At 62.1% G+C, this 25,401-nt stretch carries 24 protein-coding genes; 14 read left to right on the top strand and 10 right to left on the bottom strand.

Annotated features, from left to right (window positions below; all coding sequences use genetic code 11):
- Positions 1-125: 125 nt before the first annotated feature.
- Positions 126-422: a hypothetical protein gene (locus tag ABWU19_RS05130; RefSeq protein ID WP_435900686.1), complete on the bottom strand. Its 297-nt coding sequence runs from the start codon at positions 420-422 to the stop codon at positions 126-128.
- Positions 422-1,948: a glycine--tRNA ligase gene (locus tag ABWU19_RS05125; protein WP_435900685.1), complete on the bottom strand. Its 1,527-nt coding sequence runs from the start codon at positions 1,946-1,948 to the stop codon at positions 422-424. Before ABWU19_RS05125 ends, ABWU19_RS05130 begins: the two co-directional genes overlap by 1 nt.
- A 294-nt stretch (positions 1,949-2,242) precedes the next feature.
- Here ABWU19_RS05125 and ABWU19_RS05120 point away from each other — a divergent pair, with 294 nt between their 5' ends.
- The 3 genes from ABWU19_RS05120 to ABWU19_RS05110 all read left to right on the top strand — a co-directional run bounded on the left by ABWU19_RS05120 (position 2,243) and on the right by ABWU19_RS05110 (position 6,122).
- Complete coding sequence (locus ABWU19_RS05120) at positions 2,243-2,797, top strand: Uma2 family endonuclease (protein ID WP_435900684.1); 555 nt, start codon at positions 2,243-2,245, stop codon at positions 2,795-2,797.
- A 265-nt stretch (positions 2,798-3,062) separates the two neighbouring features.
- On the top strand, positions 3,063-5,273 hold the full coding sequence (locus ABWU19_RS05115) for an ATP-dependent Clp protease ATP-binding subunit (RefSeq protein WP_435900683.1): 2,211 nt from the start codon (positions 3,063-3,065) through the stop codon (positions 5,271-5,273).
- Positions 5,274-5,357: 84 nt separating this feature from the next.
- Positions 5,358-6,122 (top strand): GPP34 family phosphoprotein, encoded by a 765-nt coding sequence (locus tag ABWU19_RS05110; protein WP_435900682.1) that lies wholly within the window; start codon positions 5,358-5,360, stop codon positions 6,120-6,122.
- A 1-nt stretch (position 6,123) separates the two neighbouring features.
- On the opposite strand, the gene ABWU19_RS05105 is transcribed toward ABWU19_RS05110, so the two are convergent.
- The 3 genes from ABWU19_RS05105 to ABWU19_RS05095 are packed head-to-tail and all read right to left on the bottom strand — an operon-like array spanning position 6,124 to position 8,312.
- Positions 6,124-6,615 carry a dihydrofolate reductase gene (locus ABWU19_RS05105; protein WP_435900681.1) on the bottom strand — a complete coding sequence of 164 codons (492 nt, stop codon included), beginning with the start codon at positions 6,613-6,615 and terminating at the stop codon, positions 6,124-6,126.
- A 1-nt stretch (position 6,616) separates the two neighbouring features.
- Positions 6,617-7,411, bottom strand: coding sequence for a thymidylate synthase (locus ABWU19_RS05100; RefSeq protein WP_435900680.1), 795 nt, complete (start codon positions 7,409-7,411; stop codon positions 6,617-6,619).
- Between the two features lie 13 nt (positions 7,412-7,424).
- Complete coding sequence (locus ABWU19_RS05095; protein WP_435900679.1) at positions 7,425-8,312, bottom strand: FAD-dependent oxidoreductase; 888 nt, start codon at positions 8,310-8,312, stop codon at positions 7,425-7,427.
- A gap of 249 nt (positions 8,313-8,561) precedes the next feature.
- Between ABWU19_RS05095 and ABWU19_RS05090 the strand changes: the two genes are divergently transcribed.
- The gene (locus ABWU19_RS05090; protein ID WP_435900678.1) at positions 8,562-9,350 is read left to right on the top strand and encodes an alpha/beta fold hydrolase; all 789 of its coding nucleotides are present in this window, start codon (positions 8,562-8,564) and stop codon (positions 9,348-9,350) included.
- Positions 9,351-9,606: 256 nt separating this feature from the next.
- Here ABWU19_RS05090 and miaB read toward each other — a convergent pair whose 3' ends face one another.
- On the bottom strand, positions 9,607-10,929 hold the full coding sequence (gene miaB, locus ABWU19_RS05085; protein ID WP_435900677.1) for a tRNA (N6-isopentenyl adenosine(37)-C2)-methylthiotransferase MiaB: 1,323 nt from the start codon (positions 10,927-10,929) through the stop codon (positions 9,607-9,609).
- A 68-nt stretch (positions 10,930-10,997) separates the two neighbouring features.
- Positions 10,998-11,786 carry a phosphotransferase enzyme family protein gene (locus ABWU19_RS05080; protein ID WP_435900676.1) on the bottom strand — a complete coding sequence of 263 codons (789 nt, stop codon included), beginning with the start codon at positions 11,784-11,786 and terminating at the stop codon, positions 10,998-11,000.
- Positions 11,787-12,046: 260 nt separating this feature from the next.
- On the opposite strand from ABWU19_RS05080, the gene leuC reads away from it, so the two are divergent.
- The 7 genes from leuC (at position 12,047) to ABWU19_RS05045 (ending at position 18,354) form a co-directional block, all read left to right on the top strand.
- On the top strand, positions 12,047-13,471 hold the full coding sequence (leuC, locus tag ABWU19_RS05075; RefSeq protein ID WP_435900675.1) for a 3-isopropylmalate dehydratase large subunit: 1,425 nt from the start codon (positions 12,047-12,049) through the stop codon (positions 13,469-13,471).
- 28 nt (positions 13,472-13,499) lie between these two features.
- Entirely contained in the window at positions 13,500-13,703 is a 204-nt protein-coding gene (locus tag ABWU19_RS05070; RefSeq protein WP_435900674.1) for a hypothetical protein, read from the top strand.
- A complete protein-coding gene (gene leuD / locus ABWU19_RS05065) occupies positions 13,704-14,309 on the top strand; it encodes a 3-isopropylmalate dehydratase small subunit (protein ID WP_435900673.1) in 606 nt (201 codons plus the stop codon).
- 43 nt (positions 14,310-14,352) lie between these two features.
- Complete coding sequence (leuB, locus tag ABWU19_RS05060; RefSeq protein ID WP_435900672.1) at positions 14,353-15,405, top strand: 3-isopropylmalate dehydrogenase; 1,053 nt, start codon at positions 14,353-14,355, stop codon at positions 15,403-15,405.
- Positions 15,406-15,482: 77 nt separating this feature from the next.
- Positions 15,483-16,229: an SDR family NAD(P)-dependent oxidoreductase gene (locus tag ABWU19_RS05055; RefSeq protein ID WP_435900671.1), complete on the top strand. Its 747-nt coding sequence runs from the start codon at positions 15,483-15,485 to the stop codon at positions 16,227-16,229.
- A 37-nt stretch (positions 16,230-16,266) separates the two neighbouring features.
- Complete coding sequence (gene ilvD / locus ABWU19_RS05050) at positions 16,267-17,928, top strand: dihydroxy-acid dehydratase (RefSeq protein ID WP_435900670.1); 1,662 nt, start codon at positions 16,267-16,269, stop codon at positions 17,926-17,928.
- Between the two features lie 198 nt (positions 17,929-18,126).
- A complete protein-coding gene (locus tag ABWU19_RS05045) occupies positions 18,127-18,354 on the top strand; it encodes a hypothetical protein (protein ID WP_333659749.1) in 228 nt (75 codons plus the stop codon).
- A 331-nt stretch (positions 18,355-18,685) separates the two neighbouring features.
- On the opposite strand, the gene ABWU19_RS05040 is transcribed toward ABWU19_RS05045, so the two are convergent.
- Both ABWU19_RS05040 and ABWU19_RS05035 read right to left on the bottom strand, forming a co-directional pair.
- Positions 18,686-19,111, bottom strand: coding sequence for a zinc-binding dehydrogenase (locus ABWU19_RS05040; RefSeq protein ID WP_435900669.1), 426 nt, complete (start codon positions 19,109-19,111; stop codon positions 18,686-18,688).
- Complete coding sequence (locus ABWU19_RS05035) at positions 19,060-19,722, bottom strand: NAD(P)-dependent alcohol dehydrogenase (protein WP_435900668.1); 663 nt, start codon at positions 19,720-19,722, stop codon at positions 19,060-19,062. The genes ABWU19_RS05040 and ABWU19_RS05035 overlap by 52 nt, the downstream gene beginning before the upstream one ends.
- Positions 19,723-19,804: 82 nt before the next feature.
- Between ABWU19_RS05035 and ABWU19_RS05030 the strand changes: the two genes are divergently transcribed.
- The 3 genes from ABWU19_RS05030 to ABWU19_RS05020 all read left to right on the top strand — a co-directional run bounded on the left by ABWU19_RS05030 (position 19,805) and on the right by ABWU19_RS05020 (position 23,055).
- Positions 19,805-20,488 (top strand): TetR/AcrR family transcriptional regulator, encoded by a 684-nt coding sequence (locus tag ABWU19_RS05030; RefSeq protein WP_435900667.1) that lies wholly within the window; start codon positions 19,805-19,807, stop codon positions 20,486-20,488.
- Positions 20,489-20,550: 62 nt separating this feature from the next.
- Entirely contained in the window at positions 20,551-21,324 is a 774-nt protein-coding gene (locus ABWU19_RS05025) for an RNA methyltransferase (protein ID WP_435900666.1), read from the top strand.
- Between the two features lie 141 nt (positions 21,325-21,465).
- Positions 21,466-23,055, top strand: coding sequence for a histidine kinase (locus ABWU19_RS05020; RefSeq protein WP_435900665.1), 1,590 nt, complete (start codon positions 21,466-21,468; stop codon positions 23,053-23,055).
- A 97-nt stretch (positions 23,056-23,152) separates the two neighbouring features.
- Here the strand turns inward: ABWU19_RS05020 and ABWU19_RS05015 are convergent, their stop codons facing one another.
- Positions 23,153-25,396, bottom strand: a complete 2,244-nt coding sequence (locus ABWU19_RS05015; RefSeq protein WP_435900664.1) for a proton-conducting transporter transmembrane domain-containing protein — start codon at positions 25,394-25,396, stop codon at positions 23,153-23,155.
- Positions 25,397-25,401: the final 5 nt, after the last annotated feature.

Genomic DNA, 25,401 nt, shown 5'->3' with positions numbered 1-25,401 from the left:
TGCAGAAGGCCACTAGAACAGTCCAGTTCATAGTGGCCTTAGTTTTTGCTTTCTAGCTCGGAATGTCTAGGTGGCAACTTGAGTTAGGGTTATACAAATTCCAAACCAGTGACAAATGCAACCCTTCAGGTTAGCTTGCGCTGGGTTGCCGGGTTCAATCCGCCAAGCGAGGCCACCCGCTTAAGCCGCTCTAAAAAAGTCGCAAAATCTTCTGTATTTTCCAGCAGCAGCACCTCGTCCTCTACTGCCACTGCAAAGCCTTTCTCGCAAGAAGAAAGACATGGGACGAACTCCACTTCGACCCCCTGGCCCACCCCACCAAAATAACCCACCCCCAGGCAGGACTGTAGGTGCTCGAGCCAGCCCGCAAAATGCTTTTCGCCCTCCCGGGCGTGGCAGCCGGTACAGATGGCCAGGCGCATTAGCCTTTCAGGCGCTCGAGCAGGTACTGCGGCAGCTCCTTCACCGCCACCCGCTCCTGCTGCATGGTGTCGCGGTCGCGCACTGTCACGGTGTCTTGCAGGGTGGTGCTGCCGTCCTGGCTTTTGCCGATGGTGTCGTAGTCAACGGTTACACAGAAAGGCGTGCCCACCTCGTCGTGGCGGCGGTAGGCCTTGCCAATGTTGCCGGTGTCCTCGTAGAGCACCCGGCCAAAGCCCAGGGCCTGCAAATCGGCCTTGAGGCGGCGGGCATAGCGGGTGATTTCCTCTTTGTTTTTGGCCAGCGGGATGACCGCCACCTTGATGGGGGATAGGTGCGGCTTTAGCTTGAGCACAATGCGTTCTTCACCATTGTCCAGCTTCTCCCGGGTATAGGCCTCCGACAAAACCGCCAGTACCCCCCGGTCCACCCCCGCCGAAGGCTCGATTACGAAGGGCACGAACCACTCTTTGGTGTCGGGATCCTGCACCGCCAGCTTGGCGGTGGAATCGTGGTTTTCCAGCACCCGGGCCTGGATGTTCAGCTCGGCCTGGCCCTTGGTGTGGCTGCCCAGGTCGTAGTCGGAGCGGTTGGCAATGCCCTCAATTTCCTCGAAGCCCAGGGTGGGGAAGTTGTACATCAGGTCGAAGGTGCGCTTGGAGTAGTGCGAGAGGTCTTCCTTAGGCACGTCCAGCACCTGGATTTGCGCGCGGGGTATGCCCTGGGCCTCCCACCAGGCCAGACGAGCCTCGAGCCAGCGCTGGTGCCATTCTTCGTCGGTGCCGGGCTTGACGAAATACTCGATCTCCATCTGCTCGAACTCGCGCACCCGGAAGATGAAGTTGCGCGGGGTAATCTCGTTGCGGAAAGCCTTGCCAATCTGGGCCACCCCAAAGGGCAGCCGGCGGCTGGTGGCGTCGAGCACGTTCTTGAAATTGATGAAGATGCCCTGGGCCGTCTCGGGGCGCAGGTAGCCGTAGGAATCTTCGTCGGCCACCGGGCCAATCTGGGTCTTGAACATCATGTTGAAGGGCCGGGGGGGTGTCCAGTCGCCCGGCGCACCATCGGCGGGGTCAACCACCCGGGCAGTGTGCATGGCCAGGGCGGCCTTCTCGGGCTCGGCCAGCAGCCGCGCGACCAGGGCCGCCAGGTTGTCGCTATCGTGCAGGCCCATCGCCTGAAACAGGGCTGCCAGTACGCCTGGTTTTTGTTCTTTGAGCAGGTGATCCAGGCGGTAGCGTTTCTTGGAGATGCGGTTATCCACCAGAGGGTCCGAAAAAGTGGCCTCGTGGCCGGAGTAGAACAGCACCAGCCGGTGGGTCAGGATGCTGGCATCCAGGCCTTCCATATCATCGCGCTCGTAGACGTTGGCGCGCCACCAGGCAGCTTTGAGGTTGTTCTTGAGCTCGACCCCCAGGGGGCCATAGTCGTAGGTTCCCTGAAGACCCCCGTAAATATCCGACCCAGGGAAGATAAACCCCCGGCGCTTGCACAGGCTCACCAGTTCTTCCATCGTTTCGGCAGGCATACGTTTCCCTCCATGTGTATTGACCCGTGCCGTACAACAAAAAACCCCCGGCACGCATGCCTGGGGACGAAAGTTGAGGCTTCCGCGGTTCCACCCCAGTTCCTCGAGGTTGCTCGAGGCCCTTTGAGCTGCGTTGAGGCTTGCTCCGCCGCCCTTCACCCGGTTCTTGGCTGCCTGGCTCACACCCTCCCAGGCTCGCTGTAGCGGAACGCCGGGTTACTCCTGCGGTTCAACGCAAGCTATAAGGTAACACAGAGGCCCCTTCCCATCAAGGATTTTGCTATTCTGTAGGGGATGCCCAGGTCGCAGCCCCCCGTCAAAAGCGGGGTTTCGGTAGAGGAGTACCTTGCCATGGAGGCCAGGGCTTCCGAGCGGCACGAGTATGCCCACGGCCAGGTTTTTGCCATGGCCGGTGGCAGCGAACGCCACAATCGGCTGGCCTTTGAACTAGCCATGGCTATTGCGCAAAACAGCAGAGACAGTGGCTGTCGGGTTTTGATCAGCGATGTCAAGGTCCAGACACCCACGAGCGCTTTCTACTATCCCGACATCATGGTGGTCTGTGATGCATCCGACGACCATCCATACATCAAGCGCTCCCCCTGTTTGATTGTAGAAGTCCTGTCCGAGAGTACCCTCGACATCGATCGGGGCGAAAAGTGGCTCAACTACCAGACCATTGCAAGTCTGCAAATGTACGTTTTGCTCGAGCAAGACACCATCCGGGCCGAGGTGTTCCGGCGGGTGGAGGGGGGCTGGTTCTACGAGAGAATCGAGAGCGGTACATTAAAGCTGCCCTGTGTAGACCTGGAGATTGCGCTCGAGGACATCTACACCCGCCTGGGGTAGCCCCCACAGGGGCTTTTCAGCCCCTTCCTGTTCCCAGCAGCGCAAGGCCGCAACAACTCGCCAGCGGGCTTGACGCCCAAAGGTTCAATGCCCCTGACGCATGATTTACCGATGGCCTAATCTTTTCTTTAGACTCAGGCCAAGCCTCGGCAACGCTTAGTAACGTGTGGCGCAAACACCCAGGGCAAGTCCGTCATACTGTAATATTGAGGTAGGAAGAAAGCGGCGCTATGAATACTTGCACGACACACCAGGAGGTTCGCGCTTGAACAGGTACGACGACCGCGCCAGGTTGGTGTTTCACTACGCCAGGGAGGAAGGTAGCCGACTGGGCCACAGCATGATCGGGCCCGAGCACCTGCTACTGGGCCTGATGCGCGAAGGAGGTACAGCCGCGCGCATCCTGATGGAGTACGGGGCCAGTTTGGAGGCCATGCGGCGCATGGTTGAAGAGCTGGTCGGGCGGGGTGAGGGCAGCCGCACGGGTGAGCCACCCGCCATTACGCCCCGCGCCCGACGGGTGATGGAGCTGGCCGGGGCCGAGGCCCGCAACATGTCGAGCCAGGTCATCGGCACCGAGCACATTTTGCTGGGCATCATCCGCGAAGGCGACGGCATCGCCTACCGCATCATGACCCACTACGCCAAGGATGTGGACACCATCCGTTGGCGGGTGTTATCGCAGGCCGGCGAGCAAACCAAGGAGAAAGCGGTCGCTACCCCATTCCTGGATGAGTATGGTCGCGACCTGACCCGCGAAGCCCGGGAAGGCAAGCTCGACCCCGTTATTGGCCGGGCCGAGGAGATTAACCGGGTCATCCAGATTCTGGCCCGCCGCACCAAGAACAACCCCGTGCTGGTGGGCGACCCCGGCGTGGGCAAGACGGCCATTGTGGAGGGGCTGGCCCAGGCCATTGTGGAAGGCCGGGTACCGCCGGTACTGCGGGGAGCCCGCATCGTTTCGGTAGACCTGGCCGGGGTGGTGGCCGGCACCAAGTACCGGGGCGAGTTTGAGGAGCGCCTGCGGCAGATTATCGAGGAGCTCAAAAACGCCAAAGTGGTGGCCTTTATTGACGAGCTGCACACCCTGATTGGGGCGGGCGGAGCCGAGGGCACCCTGGACGCCGCCAACATCCTCAAGCCCCCGCTGAGCCGGGGTGAGGTTCAGGTCATCGGCGCAACCACCACCGGCGAGTACCACCGCTACATCGAAAAAGACGCGGCCCTGGAACGCCGCTTCCAGCCGGTGATTGTGCTCGAGCCCACCCCCGAGGAAACCCTGGAGATCCTGAAGGGCCTGCGTCCGCGCTACGAGGCCCACCACGGGGTGGTCATCCCCGACGAAATCCTGGGCCTGTCGGTCAAGATTGGGATTCGCAGCCTGCCGGGGCGCAACTTCCCCGACAAGGCCATTGACCTGATTGACGAGGCCGCCAGCCGCGTGCGCCTCAACGACTCCCTGGGTCTGCCGGTCGCGGTGGACGAAGACGGCACACCCCTGGTAGCCCGCGAAGACATCGAGAGCGTGGTGGACTCCTGGGGCGGCGTGTATGTAGACGACAAGGACGACAGCAAGCTGTTTGGTCTGGAAGAGGAGCTCAACAAGCGGGTCATCGGCCAGAAAGAAGCTGTCGAGGCGCTTGCTGCCGCCCTCCGGCGCAGCCGGGTGGGCCTGGGTGGGCGCACCCGCGTTGCGGCCAGCTTCCTGTTTGTGGGTTCCTCGGGCGTGGGCAAAACCCACCTGGCCAAGGCCCTGGCCGAGGTGCTCTTCGGCTCGGAGCGGGCCTTGATTCGCTTCGATATGAGCGAGTTCCAGGAGCCCCACTCCATCTCCAAGCTGATTGGGGCCCCGCCGGGTTATGTGGGCTATGAGCAAGGCGGGCGGTTGACCGAAGCAGTTCGCCGCCAGCCCTTCAGTGTGGTGCTCCTGGACGAGATCGAGAAAGCCCACCCCGACATCTACAACACCTTCTTGCAGGTGCTCGACGAGGGCCGCCTCACCGACGGCCTGGGCCGCACCGTGGACTTCCGCCGGGTCATCCTGATCATGACCTCCAACACCGGCTTCAACGTGGGGCCAGCCATTGGCTTCACCAGCCGCGAGGTGGACACCGAAAGCCCCCTCAAGGCCATCTTTACGCCGGAGTTCCTAGACCGTCTGGATGAAGTGATTCGTTTCCGCAACCTGAGCGAACCCGAGCTAGTACAGGTGGCGCAGATTATGCTCGAGGACATCGCCAAAGAGCTCGAGTCCCGCGAAAAAGTGGTTCGCTTCGACCCCTCGGTGGCCGCCTGGCTGGTCGGGCAGGCCCCCAAACAGGGCAGCACCCGCATCCTGCGCAACCTGATACGGGAGAAAGTCGAAGATCCCCTTTCGCTCGAGCTCCTCTCGCGTCCCGGCCGGACCCTCTTCGTCACCCTCAAAGACGGCGCCATCGCCTTCGAGGAAGAGGAGCTGAGCCTGGGCCTGGTGTGAGAAAACCCCCAGCTTCGCGCCTCCCCCACAGCGGGGAGGTTTTTTGAAGTTTCCTGACACTCAATTTCGATACTTAAATCGGCTATGCTGAACACGAAAGAACTTGAAGATCATCTGAGTGCGCCTGAGTTTCTCGTGCTGCTCGATCCAGACATAGAAGCACAAGAGGCCCTGAAGATCGGGCTCAAAGAACTCATCGCCAGGGGCATATTGCGTATTGAGCAAAAACCGTCAAAGAGCAGATTTCAGCCTGCTCAGGTGCGGTTACTGCTCGAGCCAGGCTCACATCTGCTCAACCCGGTTCTGCGTAGATTGTGGGGCGACCTGCACAGTGCATGCAGGCATGGTTCATTGATCAATCAGGTCTTGCAGCGACTGCAAAAAGAATACGGCCCAGATTATGGCTTATTCAAGCACAAAGTCATTCTACCCAGTTTGTTGCAGCGCGGACTGCTGCAAAAACAAACCCACAAGGCGCTGGGACTATTCCCTCAGACCCGCTACCAGCCCACCCCAGACGGGGCAGACATGAAAACCAGGCTCGAGCATCACATGGACGAGGCCCGTCGGCTGCTTCCATCGCTCTCTGCGGATAGTGCTCAGGTGGTTCCGCTGCTGCTAAGCCTGGGTTCTGCTGCTCTGCTGCTTCCGGGAATCGCGTCGCAGTTCCAACAAATAAACGACCTCATGAAGAAATACAGTGATGATGGTGGTTATATACCCCTCCTCTACTCTGCCGGCGATTCTTCAAAAGAAGCTAATACCCTCGAACAGGCCTTCCACCAAATCGATGTGGCCCTCGCCGATGCAGGAGACGGGGGGTCGGATGGCGGTGGGGGCGGGGAGTAGCTCACCCTAGGGCGCGCTCGAGGTCCACAAAGCTGAAGGCAAAAAGGTGGCGTTCGTCGGCGGGGTGGAACTCCCGATGGGTTTCGCGCCACTCGGCCGGGTTCCACTCTGGAAAAAAAGTATCGGCATCGGGGATGGCGGTGTCCACCAGGGTCAGGTGCAGGTGGGTGGCCAGGGGCAGGAATAGGGCGTAGACCTCTCCCCCACCAATCACCATCAGTTCGTTGGCTAGCCCTAGGGCCTCCTCGAGCGTGTGCACCACCTCGAGGCCCTCGGCAGCAAAGGTGGCCTCGCGGGTAAGCACCACGTTGCGCCGCTTGGGCAGGGGCCGCCCGATGCTCTGGTAGGTCTTGCGCCCCATCAGCACGGTTTTGCCCAGGGTAAGCGCACGAAAACGCTTGAGGTCGTCGGGCAGATGCCAGGGCAACGCACCGGCCCGGCCAATGGCCCGGTTTTTGTCCATGGCAACCACCAGAGCAATTTTCTGGGCCATACTAAACCGCCACCGGGGCGGGAATGCGCGGGTGCGGGTTGTAACCCACAAGCTCGATGTCGTTGTAGGTAAAGGCGAATAATTCCTGCACGGCGGGGTTGAGCCGTACCGTGGGCAGGGGCCTAGGCTCACGGGAAAGCTGCAAACGGGCCTGTTCGAAGTGGTTCCGGTACAGGTGGGCGTCGCCCAGGGTGTGGATGAACTCGCCCGGCTGCAACCCCGTGACCTGGGCCACCATCAGGGTCAGCAGGGCATAGGAGGCGATGTTGAAGGGCACCCCCAGAAAAATGTCGGCGCTGCGCTGATAAAGCTGACAGGAAAGCCGCCCCTGGGCCACATAAAACTGAAACAAGATGTGGCAGGGGGCCAGGGCCATTTTGGGCAGGTCGGCCACGTTCCAGGCACTCACCACCAGGCGGCGGGAATCGGGGTTGCGCTTAATCTCCTCTACCACCCAGGACAACTGGTCTATGGTCTGGCCGTCTGCACCTTCCCAGCTCCGCCACTGCTTGCCGTAAACCGGCCCCAGCTCGCCTTCCGGGTCGGCCCACTCGTCCCAGATGGTCACCCCGTTCTCACGCAAAAAACGGATGTTGGTCTCGCCCCGCAAGAACCACAGAAGCTCGTAGACCACGCTTTTCCAGTGCACCTTTTTGGTGGTAACCAGCGGAAAACCCTCGCCCAAGTTAAAGCGCATCTGGTAGCCGAAAACCGAGCGGGTTCCCACGCCGGTGCGGTCGGATTTGTCTACCCCGTGCTCGAGCACATGGCGCATCAGGTCGTGGTACTGCTGCATGGCGGATAGTTTATCAGGATTTGCCGTTAAGACGTTTGAGGAGGCGCCGGGCATATAGGGGTGCATAAAAATACGCCGCCGAGCCAAAGCCAGTCAGGGCAAAGCCGCCGGGAATTTCCTTGAGATAGTCTCGGTCCAGCCGGTAGCGCACCCCTGCCCAGGTGGACGTAAAGGCAGGCCGGTAGCCCAGCAGCTTTTGCGCCTCCCCAAGCAGCCAGTCAATTTCATGGGGTAGGGTCTGGTGGGGCGAATACCGGTCTTGATGCGGCAGGTAGCTGCCCCCCAGGCTGTGCCCGGCCACATACACGCCATACGAGCGGGCCTGCTTGAAGTGTTCCTGGGTCACCAGCACCGACCCCGGCGTGAAGCGCCCGCCCAGCCCGACCAGGTGCGCCCCGCTCGCACCACCGGCGTAGACCAGCACCTTACTGGCTAGCCTGCGTCCATCCTCGAGCCACACCACGCCCGCCTCGAGCCGCTCTACCTCGGCATAAACGATGTTGAGCCCCTCGGCCAAGCGGTGCAGCAAGGGGGTGGTCTCGAGCCAGCCCGCCGTTTCCAGGTAAAGCCCCTCCTCCAGCCACTGGTGGGGAACCCGGCGGCCCTGTAACTTCTCCTGCCAAACCGGTCTATCGCTTTCGGGCACAGGCCGCAAAATGCCCTGGCGCACCGGTACAAAAGACGGATAAAAGTCCCAGAGGGCGGCCAGGGCCTCCTCCGCCTCCGGGGCCACCGTCCCGCGCTTGCCCCGCACCGGGTTCAACAGCGCATCCGGCACTTGGCTGGCCTCGCCCAGCGTGCGGGTCACCACCAGCACCTCTTTTCCCGATTCGCACAGCATCCGGGCGGTACACAGACCGGCGATGCCGGCCCCGACGATGACAATCTGGGCTCCCCTCACACCCTCAATTTTGACGCATGGAGCACCGCCTAGTCATCCAGGATGCCCTTGCCGTGGAACTTGATGAGCTCTAGAATGTAGTGGAAGCTATTGTCTTACTACTCATGTAAACCATCCACTCGGTTTGTGAACTTTTTTATACAGGTAGACGGTTGTATTGAATACCTTTGCAGTTTAATCGGTAGCTGGGCAGGTTGGCTTCCTCCCCACCTCACCAGGGAGGTGAGCTGATGCGGAAAGGAGGCATCTGTGCAAACGATCACCTCCAGAGACGGTACCCTGATCGCGTTCTGGCGAGGTGGCAACGGGCCGCCACTCCTGCGGATCCACGGCGCAGCCGCGGATCATACGACTACTTGGAGATTCGTTCTACTAGAGCTCGAGCGGCGCTTCACAGTTTACGTTATGGATCGGCGTGGCCGCGGGGGCAGTGGGGATATACCCCCATATGAGCTTCAGCGTGAAGCCGAAGACATAGCCACAGTCGTTGATTCCATTGCCGAGCCCGTCAATGTAATCGGACACTCCTACGGCGGCCTCTGCGCGATTGAAGCCGCCTTGCTTACAGCAAATCTCCGCCGGCTGGTTCTCTACGAGGGGGTACCTCTCCGCGGAGCGGAGCTTTACACACCTGGCATCGTCGAGCGGCTCGAAGAATTGCTCAAGGCCGGAGACGTGGAGGGTATGTTGGTGGCCATGTATCACGATGTGGTCAAGATGCCGCCCGAGGAAATCGAGCTCTTGCGTTCCCAGCGAGACGCATGGGCTGTACGGCTAGGGAATGCGCCCACCATACCTCGTGAGATTAGGACGGAGCAGGGCTATACCTTCGAGCCCGAACGATTCAGGAGTATGCGGACGCCAACTCTTCTGATGGTAGGCAGCAACAGCCCGCACCGCGAGCTTGAGCACGCTAATGGTATAGCCGACACACTGCCGAACGCACAGGTGGTAATTCTGCCCGGGCAGCAGCATGTCGCCATGCACACGGCACCGGAGGTCTTTGTGAGTCAGGTTGTGCAATTTTTAGAAAAATGATTCGGCGGATTTTCTCAAACTTGTTTGTTGCAGCCCCGAGGCTTTCAAAGTAAGTTTGTTGAGTAGCGGGATTTACTGTGGAGCGGCTTGTTTATCGCACTCTTCACAGACGTGGCCTCCCCTCCGGGAGGCCACTGTGCTGTGCAGGACACAGCCATCAAGTTGGTAAAGAGCTCAATGATTATGAAGAGTGCTTTAGAAGTCTCACGTGTGCACCGATTTCTTGATTGCAGATCGCTACCAACACGCCGAACGCTTAAGCCATCAAGAGCGGGATGGTAGCGGGCGCCTGGGCCCCCACCACCTCACCCAAGAGCATGTGCGGGGTAACCTGCTGCACCCGAACCTGGTACAGGCCCGGTCGGGGCGCCTGGGCCGCGGGCACCAGGGTGGGGTGGTTGCCGCGGGTGTGGCCTTCGGCGAAGCTATCGTCCTTGGCGACCCCGCGCACCAGCACCTCAACGGTCTGGCCCACCCAGCGCTGGTTCTGCCGGTAGCTCCAGTCCTTTTGCTTCTCAATCAGGCGCTGAAGCCGCTCGACCTTGACCTCGCGGGGCAGATCCTGGAAGTGTTTGTAGCTGGGGGTGCCGGGGCGGGGGGAGTAGATGAACATGTAGGCGCTGTCGTAGCGCACCTCGTCGTAGAGTGAAAGGGTCTCCTGGAAGTCTTCCTCGGTCTCGCCGGGAAAGCCCACGATAATGTCGGTGGAGAGCACAACATCCGGCATGGCCTCGCGGATGGCCCGGATGCGGTCGAGGTACCACTCCCGCCGGTACTCCCGCCCCATGCGGCGCAGCACCCGATTCGAGCCGGACTGCACCGGCAGGTGGATGTAGCGGCATACTTCGGGGGTTTCGGCCATGGCGGCGATCACGTCGTCGGTGAAGTTGACCGGGTGGCTGGTGGTGAACTTGATGCGGGGAATGCCTACCTGGGCCACCAAGCGCAACAGCTCGGCGAAGCTGGGGAAGCCCGGCTGGTCTTTGCCGTAGGAGTTGACGTTCTGGCCCAGCAGGGTGACCTCGAGCACCCCGCTGGCCTTGAGCTGCTCCACCTCGCGCAGAATCAGGTCGGGGTGGCGGCTCACCTCGGGGCCGCGGGTGGTGGGCACGATGCAGTAGGTGCAGTGGTGGTTGCAGCCCCTGATGATGCTCACAAAGGCCGATAGGGCCCCTTGGGGGGCAGGGGGCAGGTGATGGGTCAGCTCTTCGCGGAAGCTAAGGTCCCAGAAGCGGCTTTTGGCTTCCAGGGCTTTGCCGATCTCGGTCAGGGCGCCAGGGCCCAAGAGCACGTCCACCTCGAACTTGCGGGCCATCTGCTGGCCCTCCTCGAGCTGGGCCAGGCAGCCCATCATGCCCACCATCAGGGGACGCTTTTCTTTCTCTTTGCGCAGTTCGCCCAAGAGCGAGCGCACCTTTTCGACGGGCTTGCCCCGCACCGCACAGGTGTTAATCAGCACAAAATCGGCTTCCCGCCAGGTATCCACAAACTCCGCACCCAGCGACACTAGCTCGCTTCGCACGAGATGGGTGTCGTATTCGTTCATCTGGCAGCCATAGGTGATGATGTTTGTCTTCATGTAAACCTCTGGGCCGACCGGAGGGATTCCGGGGCTCCGCAAGGTATCAGTGTAGCAAATGGCAGGGGCTATGCCTGCAAACCTTCCTGAATTAGCCGCATCAGCCGGGGCTCCTCGTGGGGGATGTTCTCCCGCAGGCGCGCGGCGGCCACAATCGGCATCCAGGCGCGAAGCTGGGCCATATCGAGCCCGGAAAAGTTTTGGTAGTGCTCGAGGTAGGTCTGATAAAACAGCTCTCGCTGCCGCAGGATATCTTCTCGTCCCGGCAGATCGGGCGGAAGCTCGCTGTGTAGCATCAGCAGGGTGGTTCGGGCGATGTCGGCCATAGGGTTGCCCCGCGTCGCATTGGGCCAGTCCACCACAAACACGCCCTTCTCCCCCACCAGTACGTTTTCGGGGTGAAAGTCGCCATGGCAGAGCGCGCTTCCGTCGGGCAACTGCTGCAGGTGTTGCAGCAAAGCCTCCCGCTGGGCCTCTGGCAGCCGACAGGCCTGGATTCGTTGAATAAGGTGCAGCCGCTGGGAAGGCAGGTGTCCGGCAGCCTTGCTGTGCAGCTGGCGGTGCAAGGTCCCCAGCATCTGGGCAGCAAAGCGCAGTCGGTCGGGGTTGGCCTGGATGTATTCGGTCAGGGGAACCCCCCGAATCCACTCGAGCACCAGCCCCCACCGCCCCTCAAACTCGAGCACATCCTCTACCCTGGGCAATGGGGCACCCAGAAGCCAGACCTGCTGGGTAAGGCGGGCTTCTAGCTCGGCATCCTCTTGCGAAAACTCTGGCCAGAACAGTTTGAGCACATAGCCGTCGGCCCAGGCAAACACCTCAGCCTCGCGCCCCTGTCCCAGCCGCATCAGCAACATCAATTCACAGCATACCCATTTGCCCGCGCGCCTCCAAACAGCAAAACCAGGCAGTGGCCATATTTTGGTAGCTGGCATCTAAACCCAGGCCCAATCGCTTGACGTTTGGTATACCAAACTTTATACTTTGGGCGATGCCGACTCGGGTAAAGCAGCCCCTACTAAGCCCCGCTTCAGGGGTCTAGTTGCTGTACCGCACGACCCCAGGGCTAAAGCCGCTGGGGGTTTTTTTGAGGCGCACAAAAAAGGAGAGAGCTTCCATGGGCAAAAGTCTGTACGAGAAAGTTTGGGAGAGCCACGCCATTCGCACCCTGCCCAACGGGCAGACCCAGCTTTTCATTGACACCCACCTGATCCACGAGGTCACCAGCCCCCAGGCCTTCGGTATGCTGCGCGACCTGGGCCTCAAGGTGCGCTTCCCCGACCGCACCTTTGCCACCGTAGACCACATCGTGCCCACCCACTCCCTGCTCGAGCCCTTCGAAGACCCCCAAGCCGACGAGATGATCCGGCAGCTTCGCAAAAACGTGCAGGACTTTGGCATTACCTTCTTCGACGTGAACTCGGGGCAGCAAGGCATCGTGCACGTGATTGGCCCCGAAAACGGCATCACCCAGCCCGGCATGACCATCGCCTGCGGCGACTCCCACACCTCGACCCACGGGGCTTTTGGGGCGATTGCCTTCGGCATTGGCACCACCCAGGTGCGCGATGTGCTGGCCACCCAGACCATGGCCGTCAGCAAGCTCAAGGTGCGGCGCATCAACGTAAACGGCCAGCTTCGCCCAGGGGTCTACGCCAAGGACGTGATTCTGCACATCATCAAAGCGCTGGGCGTAAACGGGGGCATCGGCTATGCCTACGAGTACGGCGGTAGCGTATTCGATAACTTCAGCATGGAAGAGCGCATGACGGTCTGCAACATGAGCATCGAGGGCGGGGCCCGCATCGGCTATGTGAACCCCGACCAGACCACCTTCGACTACCTCAAAGGCCGCCCCTATGCCCCTAAGGGTGCGGCCTGGGACGAAGCGGTACAGCGCTGGAGGGCCCTGGCCTCCGACCCCGACGCCCACTACGACGACGTGGTCAACATCCGGGCCGAGGACATCGCCCCCACCGTAACCTGGGGCATCAACCCCGGCCAGGGCTGCGCCATCACCGAGCGGGTGCCCGACCCGGCCCTTTACCCCGAAGCCGAACGCTCCGCATTGGAAGAGGCCCTCAAACACATGAAACTGAAGCCCGGCCAGCCCATCAAGGGGGTAAAGGTGGATGTGGCCTTTTTGGGAAGCTGCACCAACGGGCGCATCTCCGACTTCCGCGAGGCCGCCAAGTACCTCAAAGGCCGCAAAGTGGCCCCAGGGGTGCGGGCCATTGCAGTTCCGGGCTCGCAACAGGTGGCCCGGCAGTGCGAGGAGGAGGGCATTGCCGAAATCTTCCGCCAGGCCGGGTTTGAATGGCGGGGTGCGGGCTGTTCGATGTGCCTGGCTATGAACCCCGACAAGCTGGTGGGGGATGAGCTGTGCGCCTCGAGCTCCAACCGCAACTTTAAAGGCCGTCAGGGTAGCGCCACTGGCCGCACTGTGTTGATGTCGCCGGTGATGGTGGTGGCGGCAGCGGTTACGGGCCAGGTAAGCGACGCCCGGGAAGTGTTCGGCGTGGGCGAGCGGGTGGGGGCGTAGGCCTAAAGGGGAGGTTTGTTTGTCCACGATGGAGTTAATTCGCGGGGTGGCACTGGTGGCAGCCTCGGTGCTGCTGTCCATCGCTACGCTGGGGCTCTGGCTCGGCAACCTGCAAACCAACCCGCTCATAAGTTGGGTGGTTTTTGTGCTGGGGTTTGCCCTGTGCGCTGCGGCGGCCATCATCGGGGTCTGGAGCATCCTGGGCTTTTTCAGAGACAAGGAGGGCAAGTAAATGGCTTTAGAACCAATCAAACAGGTACAGGGAAGGGCCGTGTATATCCCCGGCAACGACATCGATACCGATCGCATCACCCCGGCGCGCTACCTGAAGGTGGTGACCTTTGACGGGCTGGGCGAGGCTTTGTTCTACGACGAGCGCTTCAACCCCGACGGCTCGGAGAAGCCCCACCCCTTGAACGACCCCCGCTTCAAAGGGGCTACCATCATGCTGGTGGGGGCCAACTTTGGCTGTGGCAGCAGCCGCGAGCACTCGCCCCAGGCCATTTACCGGGCGGGCTTCCGCGCTCTGGTTGGGGAGAGCTTCGCGGAGATTTTCTTCGGCAACGCCACCGCCCTCTCGATGCCTTGTGTTACTGCCCCAAGGGGCGATATCGAGAGGCTGGCAGAGGCCATCGAGCAAGACCCCAGCCTCGAGGTCACGGTGGATGTGGAGCGGCTCGAGGTGCGCTACGGCAACGCCTCTTTCAAGGTAAACCTGCCCGCCACCGCACAAAAAGCCCTGGTGGAAGGCCGCTGGGACCCCATCGCCGACCTGCTGGAAGCCGGGGAGCTGCTCGAGCAAGCCTCGGCCCGGCTGCCCAAGGCCACCCGCCAATAGGTTCCCTCTCCCCCAAGAGGAGAAGGAGCTAATAAGGAGAACCATGCCCAAAATTGCACTACTTCCCGGTGACGGTATCGGCCCCGAAGTAACCTATGCCGCCGTAGATGTTTTGAAGGCCGCCGACCAGGTCTATGGTTTGAACCTCGAGTTCGAGGCTTTTGCCTTTGGCGGCAACGCCATTGACGCCTATGGCGAGCCTTTTCCCGAGGTAACCCAGCAGGGCTGCCTGGCTGCCGACGCCATCCTGCTGGGGGCCATCGGCGGGCCTAAGTGGGACAATGTGGCCCGCCACCTGCGGGCCGAGACCGGCCTGCTGGCCCTGCGTAAAGCCCACGGCCTGTTTGCCAACCTGCGGCCCGCCAAGGTGCTGCCTGGCCTCGAGCATCTTTCCCCCCTCAAGCCCGAGATTGCCCGGGGGGTGGATGTGCTGGTGATCCGCGAGCTGACCGGCGGGATTTACTTTGGCGAGCCGCGCGGCATGAGCGAGGCCGAGGGCTGGAACACCGAGCGCTACAGCAAGCTCGAGGTCGAGCGCATCGCCCGGGTGGCCTTCGAGGCCGCCCGCAAGCGGCGGGGCCAGGTGTGCAGCGTGGACAAAGCCAACGTGCTCGAGGTCGGCGAGTTCTGGCGCAAGACCGTAGACGAGGTGCACCGGCACTACCCCGAGGTGGCCCTGGAGCACCAGTACGTGGACGCCATGGCCATGCACCTGGTCACCCGGCCCAGCCGGTTTGATGTGGTGGTAACGGGCAACATCTTTGGCGACATCCTCTCCGACCTGGCCAGCGTGCTGCCCGGCTCGCTGGGCCTCTTGCCCTCGGCCAGCCTGGGCGAAAAAACCCCCCTGTTCGAACCTGTCCACGGCTCCGCCCCCGATATCGCCGGCAAGGGCATCGCCAACCCCACCGCGGCCATTCTGTCGGCGGCCATGTTGCTGACCCATGCGCTGGGCCGCCCCGAGGTGGCCCGGCAGGTCGAGGAAGCCGTTACGCTGGCCCTCTCCGCCAACCCCACGCCCGACCTGGGCGGTACGGCCAGCACCCAGGCCTTCACCCAGCAGGTCGTCGAGGCTTTGCAAAGGGTCGCGGCCTGAAAGTCTGTGGGGAAAGCCGCCCTGTCTCAGTCCGCATGGCCCTGGCGATTTGAAGCAATAAAGCGTATACAAGGAATATGAAGCTAAAAGGACAGACCTTCATCATTACCGGAGCCAGCCGGGGCATTGGCGAAGCCCTGGCCCTCGAGCTTGCCAAAGCCGGGGCCAACCTGGTTATTGGGGCCCGCAACCCGAAGGCCCTCGAGTTCGTGCGCGACGAGGTGCGCGGCCTGGGTGTGCGCTGCGAGTCGGTGGCGGGAAGCGCCGCCGATAGCGTCGTGGCCGAGGCCCTGGTGCAGGAGGCCCTGCGGCTGGGCAACTTTGTGGGCTTTATCCACAACGCCGGCGTGCTGAATGCAGGCCCACTGGCCTACGAGCTCATCGAGGCCCAGTACGACGAAATCATGGAGTCCAACGTCAAGGTCGGCTACCAACTGGCCCGCTTTGCCTACCCCCACCTGATAAAGCAGCCGGGCAGCGTTGCGGTCTTTCTGGGTTCCGGTGTGGCCGAGCACAACATACCCGGCATGGGCATCTATGCCATCGCCAAAGCTGCCGAGGAACACCTGGCCCGGCAACTGGCAATAGAAGCCCCCGAGGTCACCTGTTTCACCTTCCGGCCCGGCATCGTCGAGACCGAGATGCAGCGGCAGCTTCGCGAGGCCCAGGGTAGCGCCAGCGAGACCCTGCGGCCCCTGTTCCGCGGATACCAGAGCCAGGGGCGCGTCCTCACCCCCGAGCAGTCGGCCAGGGCCCTGGTGCGCCTCCTCGAGGGCGACCCCCGGCGCTACCACGGTAAGATAGCTTCGGTACACGATTCTTAGACACAAACCCCAAGTTCCTAAACCCACAGAGGCACCTATGCGTTCGGACATCATCAAAAAAGGCCCTCAACAAGCCCCCGCCCGGGCCATGCTGCGTGCGGTGGGCATCGGCGACGAAGAGTTCAAGATTCCCTGGGTGGGCATCGTAAACACCTGGACCGAAGGGATGCCCTGCAACTTTCACCTGCGCGACCTGGCCGCTGACCTCAAGATTGGGGCCAAAGAGGCCGGCTTCCAGACCTTCGAGTTTGGCGCCCCGGCCATCTCCGACGGCATCAGCATGGGTACGGTGGGCATGCGGGCCTCGCTGGTAAGCCGCGAAGTGATCGCCGATTCGATTGAGCTGATCGCCCAGGGCTACCTCTACGACGGCATGATAGCGCTGGTGGCCTGCGACAAGACCAACCCGGGGGCCATGATGGGGGTCATCCGGGCCGACGTGCCCAGCCTGGTGCTGTATGGCGGCTCCATCGCGCCGGGAATTCTGCACGGCAAAAAGCAGACCGTGGTCTCGGTCTTCGAGGCGGTGGGGCAGTATGCTGCCGGCCAGATCAGTGAAGAAGAGCTGGCCGAGGTCGAGCGCACCGCCATCCCCGGCCCCGGGGCCTGCGGAGGGCAGTACACCGCCAACACCATGGCCATGATCCTGGAGGTGATGGGCTTCTCGCCCGTCGGCTACAACGCCATACCGGCCATCGTGCCGGAGAAGAAGGAGGCCGGGCGGCGGGCCATGCACATCCTGGCCGAGGCCATCAAAGCTGGCCGCACCCCCAAGAGCTTCCTGACCAAAAAGAGCTTCACCAACGCCATCGCCGCGGTGGCGGCCACCGGCGGCTCCACCAATGCGGTGCTGCACCTGCTGGCCATCGCCCGCGAGGCGGGCATTAAGCTCACCCTGGAGGAGTTCGACAAAATCTCGCGCAAAACCCCAGTAATTGCCGATATGCGCCCCTGGGGGCAGTACACCGCCTGGGAGCTGTGGGAGGCCGGGGGCATTCCACTGGTGATCCGCCGCCTGATTGAGGGCGGGCTGATTGACGGCGACCAGATGACCATTACCGGCAAGACCCTGTGGCAGGAAACCAAAAACGCCAGAGAAACCAAAGGCCAGAAGGTGGTGGTGAAGGTCGAAAAAGCCTTCAAACCAGAGGGTGGCCTGCGGGTGCTGAAGGGCTCACTGGCCCCAGACGGGGCAGTGCTCAAGCTGGCCGGAACCGAGACCAAAGTACACCGGGGGCCGGCCCGGGTCTTCGATGGGGAGCAGGGGGCCATGAAGGCCGTGCTCAAGAAGCAGATCAAACCCGGCGACGTGGTGGTGATCCGCTACGAAGGCCCCAAAGGCGCACCTGGCATGCCGGAGATGCTCTCGGTCACCTCGGCGTTGGTGGGCGAGGGGCTGGGGCCTTATGTGGCCCTGGTCACCGATGGGCGCTTTAGCGGCGGCACCAAGGGCCTGATGATCGGCCACGTGGCCCCCGAGGCCCAGGTGGGCGGCCCTATTGCGCTGGTTAAGGAAGGCGACATCATCTCGATTGACTGCGACCGGGGGATTTTGAACCTGGAGGTCTCGGAAAAGGAGCTCGCCAAACGGGCCAAAGCCTGGAAACCCCCCAAGCCCCACTACAAGAGCGGCCTGTTTGCCCGCTACGCCGCACTGGTGAGCAGTGCGCGGGAAGGGGCGGTGCTCGAGCTGCCGTAGTGCGAGGGGCGATAACAAAAAGACCCGCATCAAACTCGAGGGCTGGCTCGAGCATATTGCCATCCATGAACGCAAAATCACCGAAGAGCTGGCCAAGCCAGAGCCCAACATGGGGCTTGTAGTACACTGGGAGTCGGAGATAAGAGCCGCCATGAAAATGGTTGTTCGATTGCAGAAGCGCCTTCCAGGAGGCAAGAAATGACCATTGTCCACAGCCTCGAGCAAATCAGGGCCAGCAATATAACCTTGCTCGAAGAACTCGGCGAGCATGCTGAGGCGTATTTGCAGATTTTGCGGGAGTGGAAAGCAAATCCTACGGTCGAACTCCGCGCCAAGCTCGAGGTGGCAGCTTCCATTCTCAAGAGCCATGCTGAAATTCTCGAGTCGAGCCTCGAGCTCGAGGATGAGCTAAGCGATGAAGAGTAGGCTCGAGGTCTTTACCGCCTAATGTAGAAGCCACCGGCGCTGCGCGATAAATCCGCGCAGCGTCCGTGTGCACTGCCCAGTTGGGTTTTTAGTTTTTATTGTAGCCAAAAGCATTTGTTTGCAGCACTCTCTCCCAGTATTGCTCTCGGTTTTGAATTACTTGGTCGTCTGTCCTCATTGACCTTGAGCCCTTCTAAAGCCCTCAACGCCTCTGTCCGGCTTTCCGCCCGGTACACCCGCTCGAGGCCATCTGCAAAGCGTCCGTCAACCCAGTCCACCGCGCCATGCAAGCGAACCCGCGCATGCAGGTACACCACCACTTTGTTTCCATTCAACCGTGGCTCACCATGACCACCACGCTTCCCCGTTTGCGCCCGGTCTCCACGTAGCGGTGGGCTTCGGCGATCTGCTCGAGCGTGTAGCGGCGGTCTATCACCGGCTTCAAGCTGCCTTCCTGGGCCAGTTTTGCCAGAAAACGCAGGTCCTCAACCCGCTCAGAAGCTGGGCCGGCGACCACCTTTTTGCCGCTTACTGCCGATTCCCAGGGGGCCAGGAGCATCTGCCACAACGTAGCCAGCACCAAGAGCAACCGTCCGCCCCTGCCCAGCGAGCCCCGGCTACGCTTGAAAGGCGCCGTGCCCACGGTGTCCACGATTACGTCGTAGGTATGGCCGCTGGCGCTAAAGTCTTCTTTGGTGTAGTCAATCACCCGCACCGCGCCCAGCGAGCGCACCAACTCGGCGTTCGCCCGCTGCACACGGCGCTCACTTCGGCCCCCATGTGTCGCGCGAGCTGCATGGCGGCCACCCCCACCGCCCCCGAGGCGCCATTGACCAGCACCTTGTCCCCGGCCTTAAGGCCACCCCGCCGCAAGAAGTCCAGCGCGGTGGTACCGCCAAACGGAAGGGCAGCGGCCTCCTCGTAGCTCAGGTTGGGTGGAATCAGGGCCAGCGCCCCGTTCTCCGGAAGACACTTGTACTCTGCGTGTGCGCCCATTCCGAAGCCATCCATCCCGAATACCCGGTCGCCCACCCTGAACTGCGTGACGTTTTTGCCCACCGCCTCAACCTCGCCGGCAAACTCGCTGCCCAGCACGGTCTGCCTCGGACGTACCACCCCCATGGCCAGGCGGATCATCAGGCCGAAACCCGCCGGCACCTTCAGGCTGCGTACCCGGCAGTCGCCAGAAGTGACGGTGGTGGCATGAATCTTGACCCTTACTTCATGATCCTTGGGGGTCGGCTTGGGCAGTTCGGTTAGTTTCAGAACCTCGGGCGGGCCGTATATCTCGCGCACGACGGCCTTCATGGTGCTTTGTTGTGCCGAGCGGTCCACTTTGATGGGGGTTTGTTGGGCGGCTGTTTTCATTTTTGGGCTCCCACCTTACGTTGTAAGGTAATGGAACAAGATTAGCCTTACATTGTAAGATTGTCAATAGAGGAGCTGCCCGATGTCCAAAAAAAGCCCCAAAGTGCAAAGCGCTAAGCCCCCGCCCAGGGCCAGGTTGAGCCGTGAGGCGGTGCTGCAGAAAGCCCTCGAGGTCGCCGACCAGGAAGGTATCGAGGCCCTTACCATGCGCCGCCTGGCCCGGGAGCTGGGCGTGGAAGCGATGTCGCTTTATTACCATTTCGCCAGCAAAGATAGGCTCTTGGACGGGATGATTGACCGGGTATTCGCCGAGATCGAGCTGCCCCCCCAGGGCAGTTGGAAAAGCCGGCTGCGGGCTCGAGCCGCCTCTGCCAGGGCTGCCCTGCTGCGCCACCGCTGGGCGCTGGGGCTGATGGAGTCGCGCACCTCGCCCGGCCCCGCCACCCTGCACCACCACAACGCGGTGCTGGGGTGCTTGCGCACCAATGGCTTTTCGGTCGCAGCAGCCGCCCACGCCTATTCGCTCTTGGATAGCTACGTGTATGGTTTTGTCTTGCAGCAGCTCAATCTGCCCTTCAACCGCTTCGAGGAGGCCGGTTCCGCCGCGGACAGCATCATGGCAGAGGTGGCGGCGGGCGATTACCCCTACCTGGTCGAGATGGCCACCGAACATGTGCTGAGGCCGGGCTACGACTACGGTGAGGAGTTTGAAATCGGCCTCGAGCTGGTGCTGGATGGGCTCGAGCGCCTGCGCAACGAAGCGTGAGCCAGTGGCCGGGTCATGGAGTCGCCTATACGCAATCGGCAAAAGCCCTTAGGCTAGAGCCGATGGATTGGCTCGACAACGTTCGCATTGTGCTGGTAGGCAGTCAGGAACCTATGAACGTGGGGGCGGCGGCCCGTGCGATGCAAAACTTTGGCATATCGGACCTGTGGCTGGTAGCGCCAGAGCCGCGGGTGCGTGAGGATCTGGCCCAACACCCCGAGGGATCGATGGCCTACCGCCTGGCGGTGCATGCCGAGGAAGTGCTGGACAATATGAAGATTGTGGATAGCCTGCCTGAAGCGGTGGCCGATACCTGGCTGGTGGTGGGCACCACGGTGCGCGAAAGGGAGATTTATACCGGGCCGGTGGTAGAACCCAAGCCAATGGCAAAGCGCATAGCCGAGGTTGCGCCACAGGGCAGGGTGGCCGTGGTGTTCGGGCGCGAGGCCTCGGGCCTGACCACCGCCGAGATAGACCTTTCCCAGCTCATCGTGCGTATCCCCACCTCACCCAAGCAACCCAGCCTGAACCTGGCCCAGGCGGTTTTATTGCTGTGCTATGAAATTTTTGGCGCTGCCACCACACCACCCACGCCCAGCCAGACCCCGCTCGCCACGCAAGAAGCCCTGCAACAGCTCTTCGACGATCTGAGCGAGTACATTTTGCGCATCGGATTTACCGATGAAAAGCGCCTACCCTACGCGGTCAGGCGGTTTCGTCGGCTGCTTCACAAAGCCCGTCTGACCCCCGGTGAGGTTCAGCTCCTGCGGGGATTCCTGCATCAAAGCCGCTGGTATGCCCAGCACGGCAAGCGCAAAAAAGACCCCGTGGAGTAGTGCCAGAGCTGACCACCATCGGCCCCAGCAAGAAAGGCGCATAAGGCTTTGATGCAGCCCCTATCGCACTCTTCACAGGACACAGCAGTAAAGTTGGTAAGAGGCTCAAGGACTGTGAAGAGCGCTCTATAATCTTTTGTCATGGAACCCACCCCCAGCTTATATCGTCTGATCAAGCTATACCGGCTAATTCTGCCGCTGGCGATTGCGCTGGTGGTGGTGCTTTTTGAGCTTTCCCTCGAGCCCTACCAGGGCCAGCCGGTGGCTTTCTGGCTACGGATGGGCTTTTATGGCCTGGTGGGGCCGCTGGTTACCTGGATGACCCTGGAATGGATCGCCCAGCAGGTGCAAGACCGCGAGCGGGTTCAGCTTGCGCTGGAGGTAGCCAACCAGCGGTTAAAAGCCATCGGCAGCATCCTCAAGCGGGCCTCGGCTGCCGATAACCTCGAGCAAGCCCTGGCCTCGGTGGTGCAGGAGGTGGCCCAGGCCCTGGGCATGGAGGCCTCGCTGACCCTCGAGGGGGTGCGGGCCACCTCGCCCGGCTTCAAGGCGGGGTCGGGGCCTTTGTACGAGGTGCCGCTACCGGGCCTGGAAGGGAGGCTCGAGGTGATCCTGCCCCGGCCTCTTTCGAGCGAGGAGCAGGGTTTCCTGGAAGTGCTGGTGGCCGAAGTGGCCGGGGCGCTGGACTCGGTACGCGCCCGCAGCCGCGATCTGCTCACCCTCTACGAGGTAGACCAGGCCCTCAGGGCCGAGGCCAATCTGGGCCGACTGCTGGAGCGCCTAATGGACCGTATCCTGGCCTGGGCCGGGGCCAGCGGGGGCGGGGTCTTGTTGCTGGACGAAGAGAACTTTTTGCAGCCGCAGGTGCTGCGCAACCTCGAGCTGCCCCTTTACGCCTTCATGCCCGAACAGCGCTGGAAAGAAGCCCTACAAACGCCGGTTTTTGTACGGGACAACCTGCTGGCAGTGCCCCTGCGCGAGCAGTCGGCCATCGGGCTGCTGTTGGTACAGGGCGAGGCCGAAAACCTGCGCCAGCGGCTGCCCTTTCTGCGCTTTCTGGCCGCCCAGGTCACCCTGGCCGTGCGCAACGCCCAGGCCTACCTGCGGGCCGAGGAGCTGGCCCTCACCGAGGAACGCAACCGCATAGCCCGCGAGATCCACGACGGCATCGCCCAGGCCCTGGCGTTTATGGCCCTCAAACTCGACCTTTCCGAGCGACTCCTGGCAACCGACCCAGAACGGGCCAAAGAAGAGCTGCAGCAGGTCAAAGAGACCCTGCGAAGCCAGATTCGTGAGGTTCGGCGCAGTATCTTTGCCCTAAGGCCCATCGACTTAGAACGCTACGGCTTTCTGGAGTCGGTACGGCGCTATGCCAGCGCTTTTGCCGAGCAAGCCGGCTTCCGGGTGCGCCTGAGTCTGCCAGAAAAAATCGAGCTGTCCCAGGCTTCCGAGCTGGTCTTTTTCAGGGTTTTGCAGGAAGCCCTGACCAACGCCGCCAAGCACGGCAGGCCGGGGCTGGTGCAGGTCAGGCTCACACCGCTGGGCGAACGGGGCGGTGTGCTGGAGATCAGCGATAACGGAAAGGGCTTCAAGGCCAACGCCAGAGCCGGTGGAATGGGCGGGTTTGGCCTGACCCAGATGCGCGAGCGGGTGGAAGCGCGGGGCGGGCGCTTCGAGGTCGAGTCGGCGGAGGATAAAGGCACCACCGTAAGGGCCGAGCTGCCTTTTTGATAGTGGCCCTCAGCAACAGTCGATGGCGCCGCCAAAAGCATCCGTAGGGGCGCACCATACGCCCCTACGACAACGCTGGCCTTTTGTACCTGGAGCGCTACTGCACCTTCAGGGTGATGGTGGTGAGCGGAGGTTCGCTCTCGGGCCGGCCCGTCTCGCGCACCTCGTAGGTGACTTCGCCAGGGCCGGGGTCAGAGAGGTAGCTCCAGCCGCAGGCCGCGCTCAGGGCGATCTCTTTGCGGCCAACAGTCCGCTCGCCTCGCTTTATCACAATGGTGTAGCTGCTGGCCGAACCCACCCCACCAAAGCGGAAGGGCCTCGAGACGGTTCCGCCGGCCTGTAGGTTGGAGAGGGCAAAGTCCAGATTGCAGGCAGTCCCGGCCTGGGCCTCGGGTACCTGCAAGGAGATGCGGGTGCCCGAAGCGGCCCCTTCGGCCCGCACCTCATACACCCGGGTTCCGCTTGGGGGAGGCGGGACATTCAGGCGCCACTGTCCGTTGGCATCGGCAGTGACTCGGCCCAGGCTGGCCCCGTCCTCGAAGATTTCCACCGTCTGGTTGGGCTGGGCCACACCCTGGAGGACAAAACCAGCGGCTGATACCAAGGCTCCGTCGGTAAGCGCAGCAAAAGCAGGTTCCCTCGGAAGTGTGGTGCTCACGCGGATGCTGGCTCCGGTCATCTGCCCGGGGCGGCGGGCCTCGTAGGTATGTGCACCAGCAGTTAGGGCCGAGGCCGGGAGCGGGAAGCTCCAGCGCCCATCGGGGCCTACCGTAACAGTACCGAGGGGGTTGCCGTTGTCGAAGAGCTCGAGGGTCTCCCCAGGTTTACCAGCGCCCTGGAGGGTATAGCTTCCAGCGACCAGGGTCGCGCCAGCCGTAGGTGCCGTGATGGTAACGGCCGCTACCGCTGGGGCCAAACCGGTGCTAAAGGCCCGCAAGCCCAGTCCAGGCAAAACCGATAGCAGGCCAAGCAGGGCCATCGCCCCCACCAGCATCCCCAGCGCAGGCAGGCCTGTCCGCGCTGCCGGGGCCATCAGAGCCTGGGTAATGCCCAATGGGGCCGCCGCCACCGGAATGCCCGGGGCTTCCGAGCTACCAAACTGGGCCAGGGCCGCCTCGGCCTCGCGGTCTTCGGCTTCCTGGGTTGGGGTGGGCTTGCTAAAAACCAGGAAGAAGGTTTTTAGGTAGTAGTAAGCCCCAATGGCCGAGGTGATGAGCGCCAGCACCACCAGCCCATAGAACCCTGCCCTGGCCGCCTCCTGAAAAACCAGGTACTTGGCCCAAAACCCAGCCAGCGGGGGCAGCCCCAGCACCGAGAGGATGCCAAGGCCCATCGCCCCGCCCAGCAGGGGCTTGCGGTACCACAGACCCCGCAGGCGTTCCAGCGGCACCTCCTGGTTGGAAAGCATCGAGAGCACCGCAAAGATGAGGCCCGTGGCCAGCCCGTAGGTCAGCAGGTAGAAGGGAATGGTGGCCTGCCCGGTAGGGCCAAAGAGCCCCAGCCCGATGTAGCCGGCATTGGCAATGGAAGAGTAGGCAAAAAGCCGCTTGGCTTCGGTCTGCGACAAGGCCCCCAGGTTGCCAAAGAGGGTGGTGAGGGCAATCAGCGCGGCCATCCCGATGCCCCAGGCTTCCAGGCCTTCCGGGGTGAAGATGCGTAGCATGGCTGCAAAGACCGCTGCTTTTACCGCCGTAGCCATGAACAGCGTAACCACCGTGGGGCTACCCTGGTACACATCGGGCGACCACCACTGGAAGGGCACCATGGCGGTCTTGAAGGCAAAAGCCGCCATAATCAAGAACAGGCCTGCCAGGTACAGCGGCCCAGAGCCCGTTGCCCCTGCCATAAAGCTGCCGGTAGCGCCAAAGTAAAGCGCAATCCCATAGAGGAACATGGCCGCGCCCAGCGCCCCCAGCAAGAAATATTTCAGGCCCGCCTCGAAGCCTTTCTCGTCGCGCTGCCAGGTCGCCAGGACATACAGGGGCAGCGAAAACACCTCCAGCGCAATTACCAAGACCACCAGGTTGGGGCTGCTGGCCATGATGTGCATCCCGGCTACGGCGTAGAGCACCAGCAGCGGAAACTCAAACTTTTTGGCAGGCCCTAGCAGCAAGGTCCACAAGCCCCCCAGAATAGCCACCAGGGTAAGGCCTCGCGCCAGGGTGTCAGAGCGGTACAGCCCGCCAAAGGCTTCCAGGGTCTCTCCCCATCCCACCACACAGAACAGGCCCGCCAACCCCAGGCCCGCCACCGTAATCCAGCGGTTGGCCTCCCTCGAGATCACAAAGGCCAGCAGCGAGAGCACCGTGGCGAAGCCAGCCAGGATGTATAGGGTTAGCATGCGCC

It is taken from the genome of Meiothermus cerbereus, assembly GCF_051297115.1.
In the GTDB taxonomy this organism is placed as follows: domain Bacteria; phylum Deinococcota; class Deinococci; order Deinococcales; family Thermaceae; genus Meiothermus; species Meiothermus cerbereus_A.
Note: the sequence above shows the minus strand (reverse complement) of the source record. Positions and strands in the feature narration are given on the sequence as shown.

What these genes read in the sequence shown, in the direction of transcription:
- ABWU19_RS05030 (WP_435900667.1), top strand. Translation starts at nt 19,805, where the DNA reads ATGTCCAAAAAAAGCCCCAAAGTGCAAAGCGCTAAGCCCCCGCCCAGG.
- ABWU19_RS05130 (WP_435900686.1), bottom strand. Translation starts at nt 422, where the DNA reads ATGCGCCTGGCCATCTGTACCGGCTGCCACGCCCGGGAGGGCGAAAAG.
- ABWU19_RS05110 (WP_435900682.1), top strand. Translation starts at nt 5,358, where the DNA reads ATGCTGAACACGAAAGAACTTGAAGATCATCTGAGTGCGCCTGAGTTT.
- ABWU19_RS05020 (WP_435900665.1), top strand. Translation starts at nt 21,466, where the DNA reads ATGGAACCCACCCCCAGCTTATATCGTCTGATCAAGCTATACCGGCTA.
- ABWU19_RS05105 (WP_435900681.1), bottom strand. Translation starts at nt 6,615, where the DNA reads ATGGCCCAGAAAATTGCTCTGGTGGTTGCCATGGACAAAAACCGGGCC.
- ABWU19_RS05055 (WP_435900671.1), top strand. Translation starts at nt 15,483, where the DNA reads ATGAAGCTAAAAGGACAGACCTTCATCATTACCGGAGCCAGCCGGGGC.
- ABWU19_RS05100 (WP_435900680.1), bottom strand. Translation starts at nt 7,411, where the DNA reads ATGCAGCAGTACCACGACCTGATGCGCCATGTGCTCGAGCACGGGGTA.
- leuD (WP_435900673.1), top strand. Translation starts at nt 13,704, where the DNA reads ATGGCTTTAGAACCAATCAAACAGGTACAGGGAAGGGCCGTGTATATC.
- ilvD (WP_435900670.1), top strand. Translation starts at nt 16,267, where the DNA reads ATGCGTTCGGACATCATCAAAAAAGGCCCTCAACAAGCCCCCGCCCGG.
- ABWU19_RS05080 (WP_435900676.1), bottom strand. Translation starts at nt 11,786, where the DNA reads ATGTTGCTGATGCGGCTGGGACAGGGGCGCGAGGCTGAGGTGTTTGCC.
- miaB (WP_435900677.1), bottom strand. Translation starts at nt 10,929, where the DNA reads ATGAAGACAAACATCATCACCTATGGCTGCCAGATGAACGAATACGAC.
- leuC (WP_435900675.1), top strand. Translation starts at nt 12,047, where the DNA reads ATGGGCAAAAGTCTGTACGAGAAAGTTTGGGAGAGCCACGCCATTCGC.
- ABWU19_RS05045 (WP_333659749.1), top strand. Translation starts at nt 18,127, where the DNA reads ATGACCATTGTCCACAGCCTCGAGCAAATCAGGGCCAGCAATATAACC.
- ABWU19_RS05035 (WP_435900668.1), bottom strand. Translation starts at nt 19,722, where the DNA reads ATGAAAACAGCCGCCCAACAAACCCCCATCAAAGTGGACCGCTCGGCA.
- ABWU19_RS05025 (WP_435900666.1), top strand. Translation starts at nt 20,551, where the DNA reads ATGGATTGGCTCGACAACGTTCGCATTGTGCTGGTAGGCAGTCAGGAA.
- ABWU19_RS05120 (WP_435900684.1), top strand. Translation starts at nt 2,243, where the DNA reads ATGCCCAGGTCGCAGCCCCCCGTCAAAAGCGGGGTTTCGGTAGAGGAG.
- ABWU19_RS05125 (WP_435900685.1), bottom strand. Translation starts at nt 1,948, where the DNA reads ATGCCTGCCGAAACGATGGAAGAACTGGTGAGCCTGTGCAAGCGCCGG.
- ABWU19_RS05015 (WP_435900664.1), bottom strand. Translation starts at nt 25,396, where the DNA reads ATGCTAACCCTATACATCCTGGCTGGCTTCGCCACGGTGCTCTCGCTG.
- ABWU19_RS05070 (WP_435900674.1), top strand. Translation starts at nt 13,500, where the DNA reads ATGGAGTTAATTCGCGGGGTGGCACTGGTGGCAGCCTCGGTGCTGCTG.
- leuB (WP_435900672.1), top strand. Translation starts at nt 14,353, where the DNA reads ATGCCCAAAATTGCACTACTTCCCGGTGACGGTATCGGCCCCGAAGTA.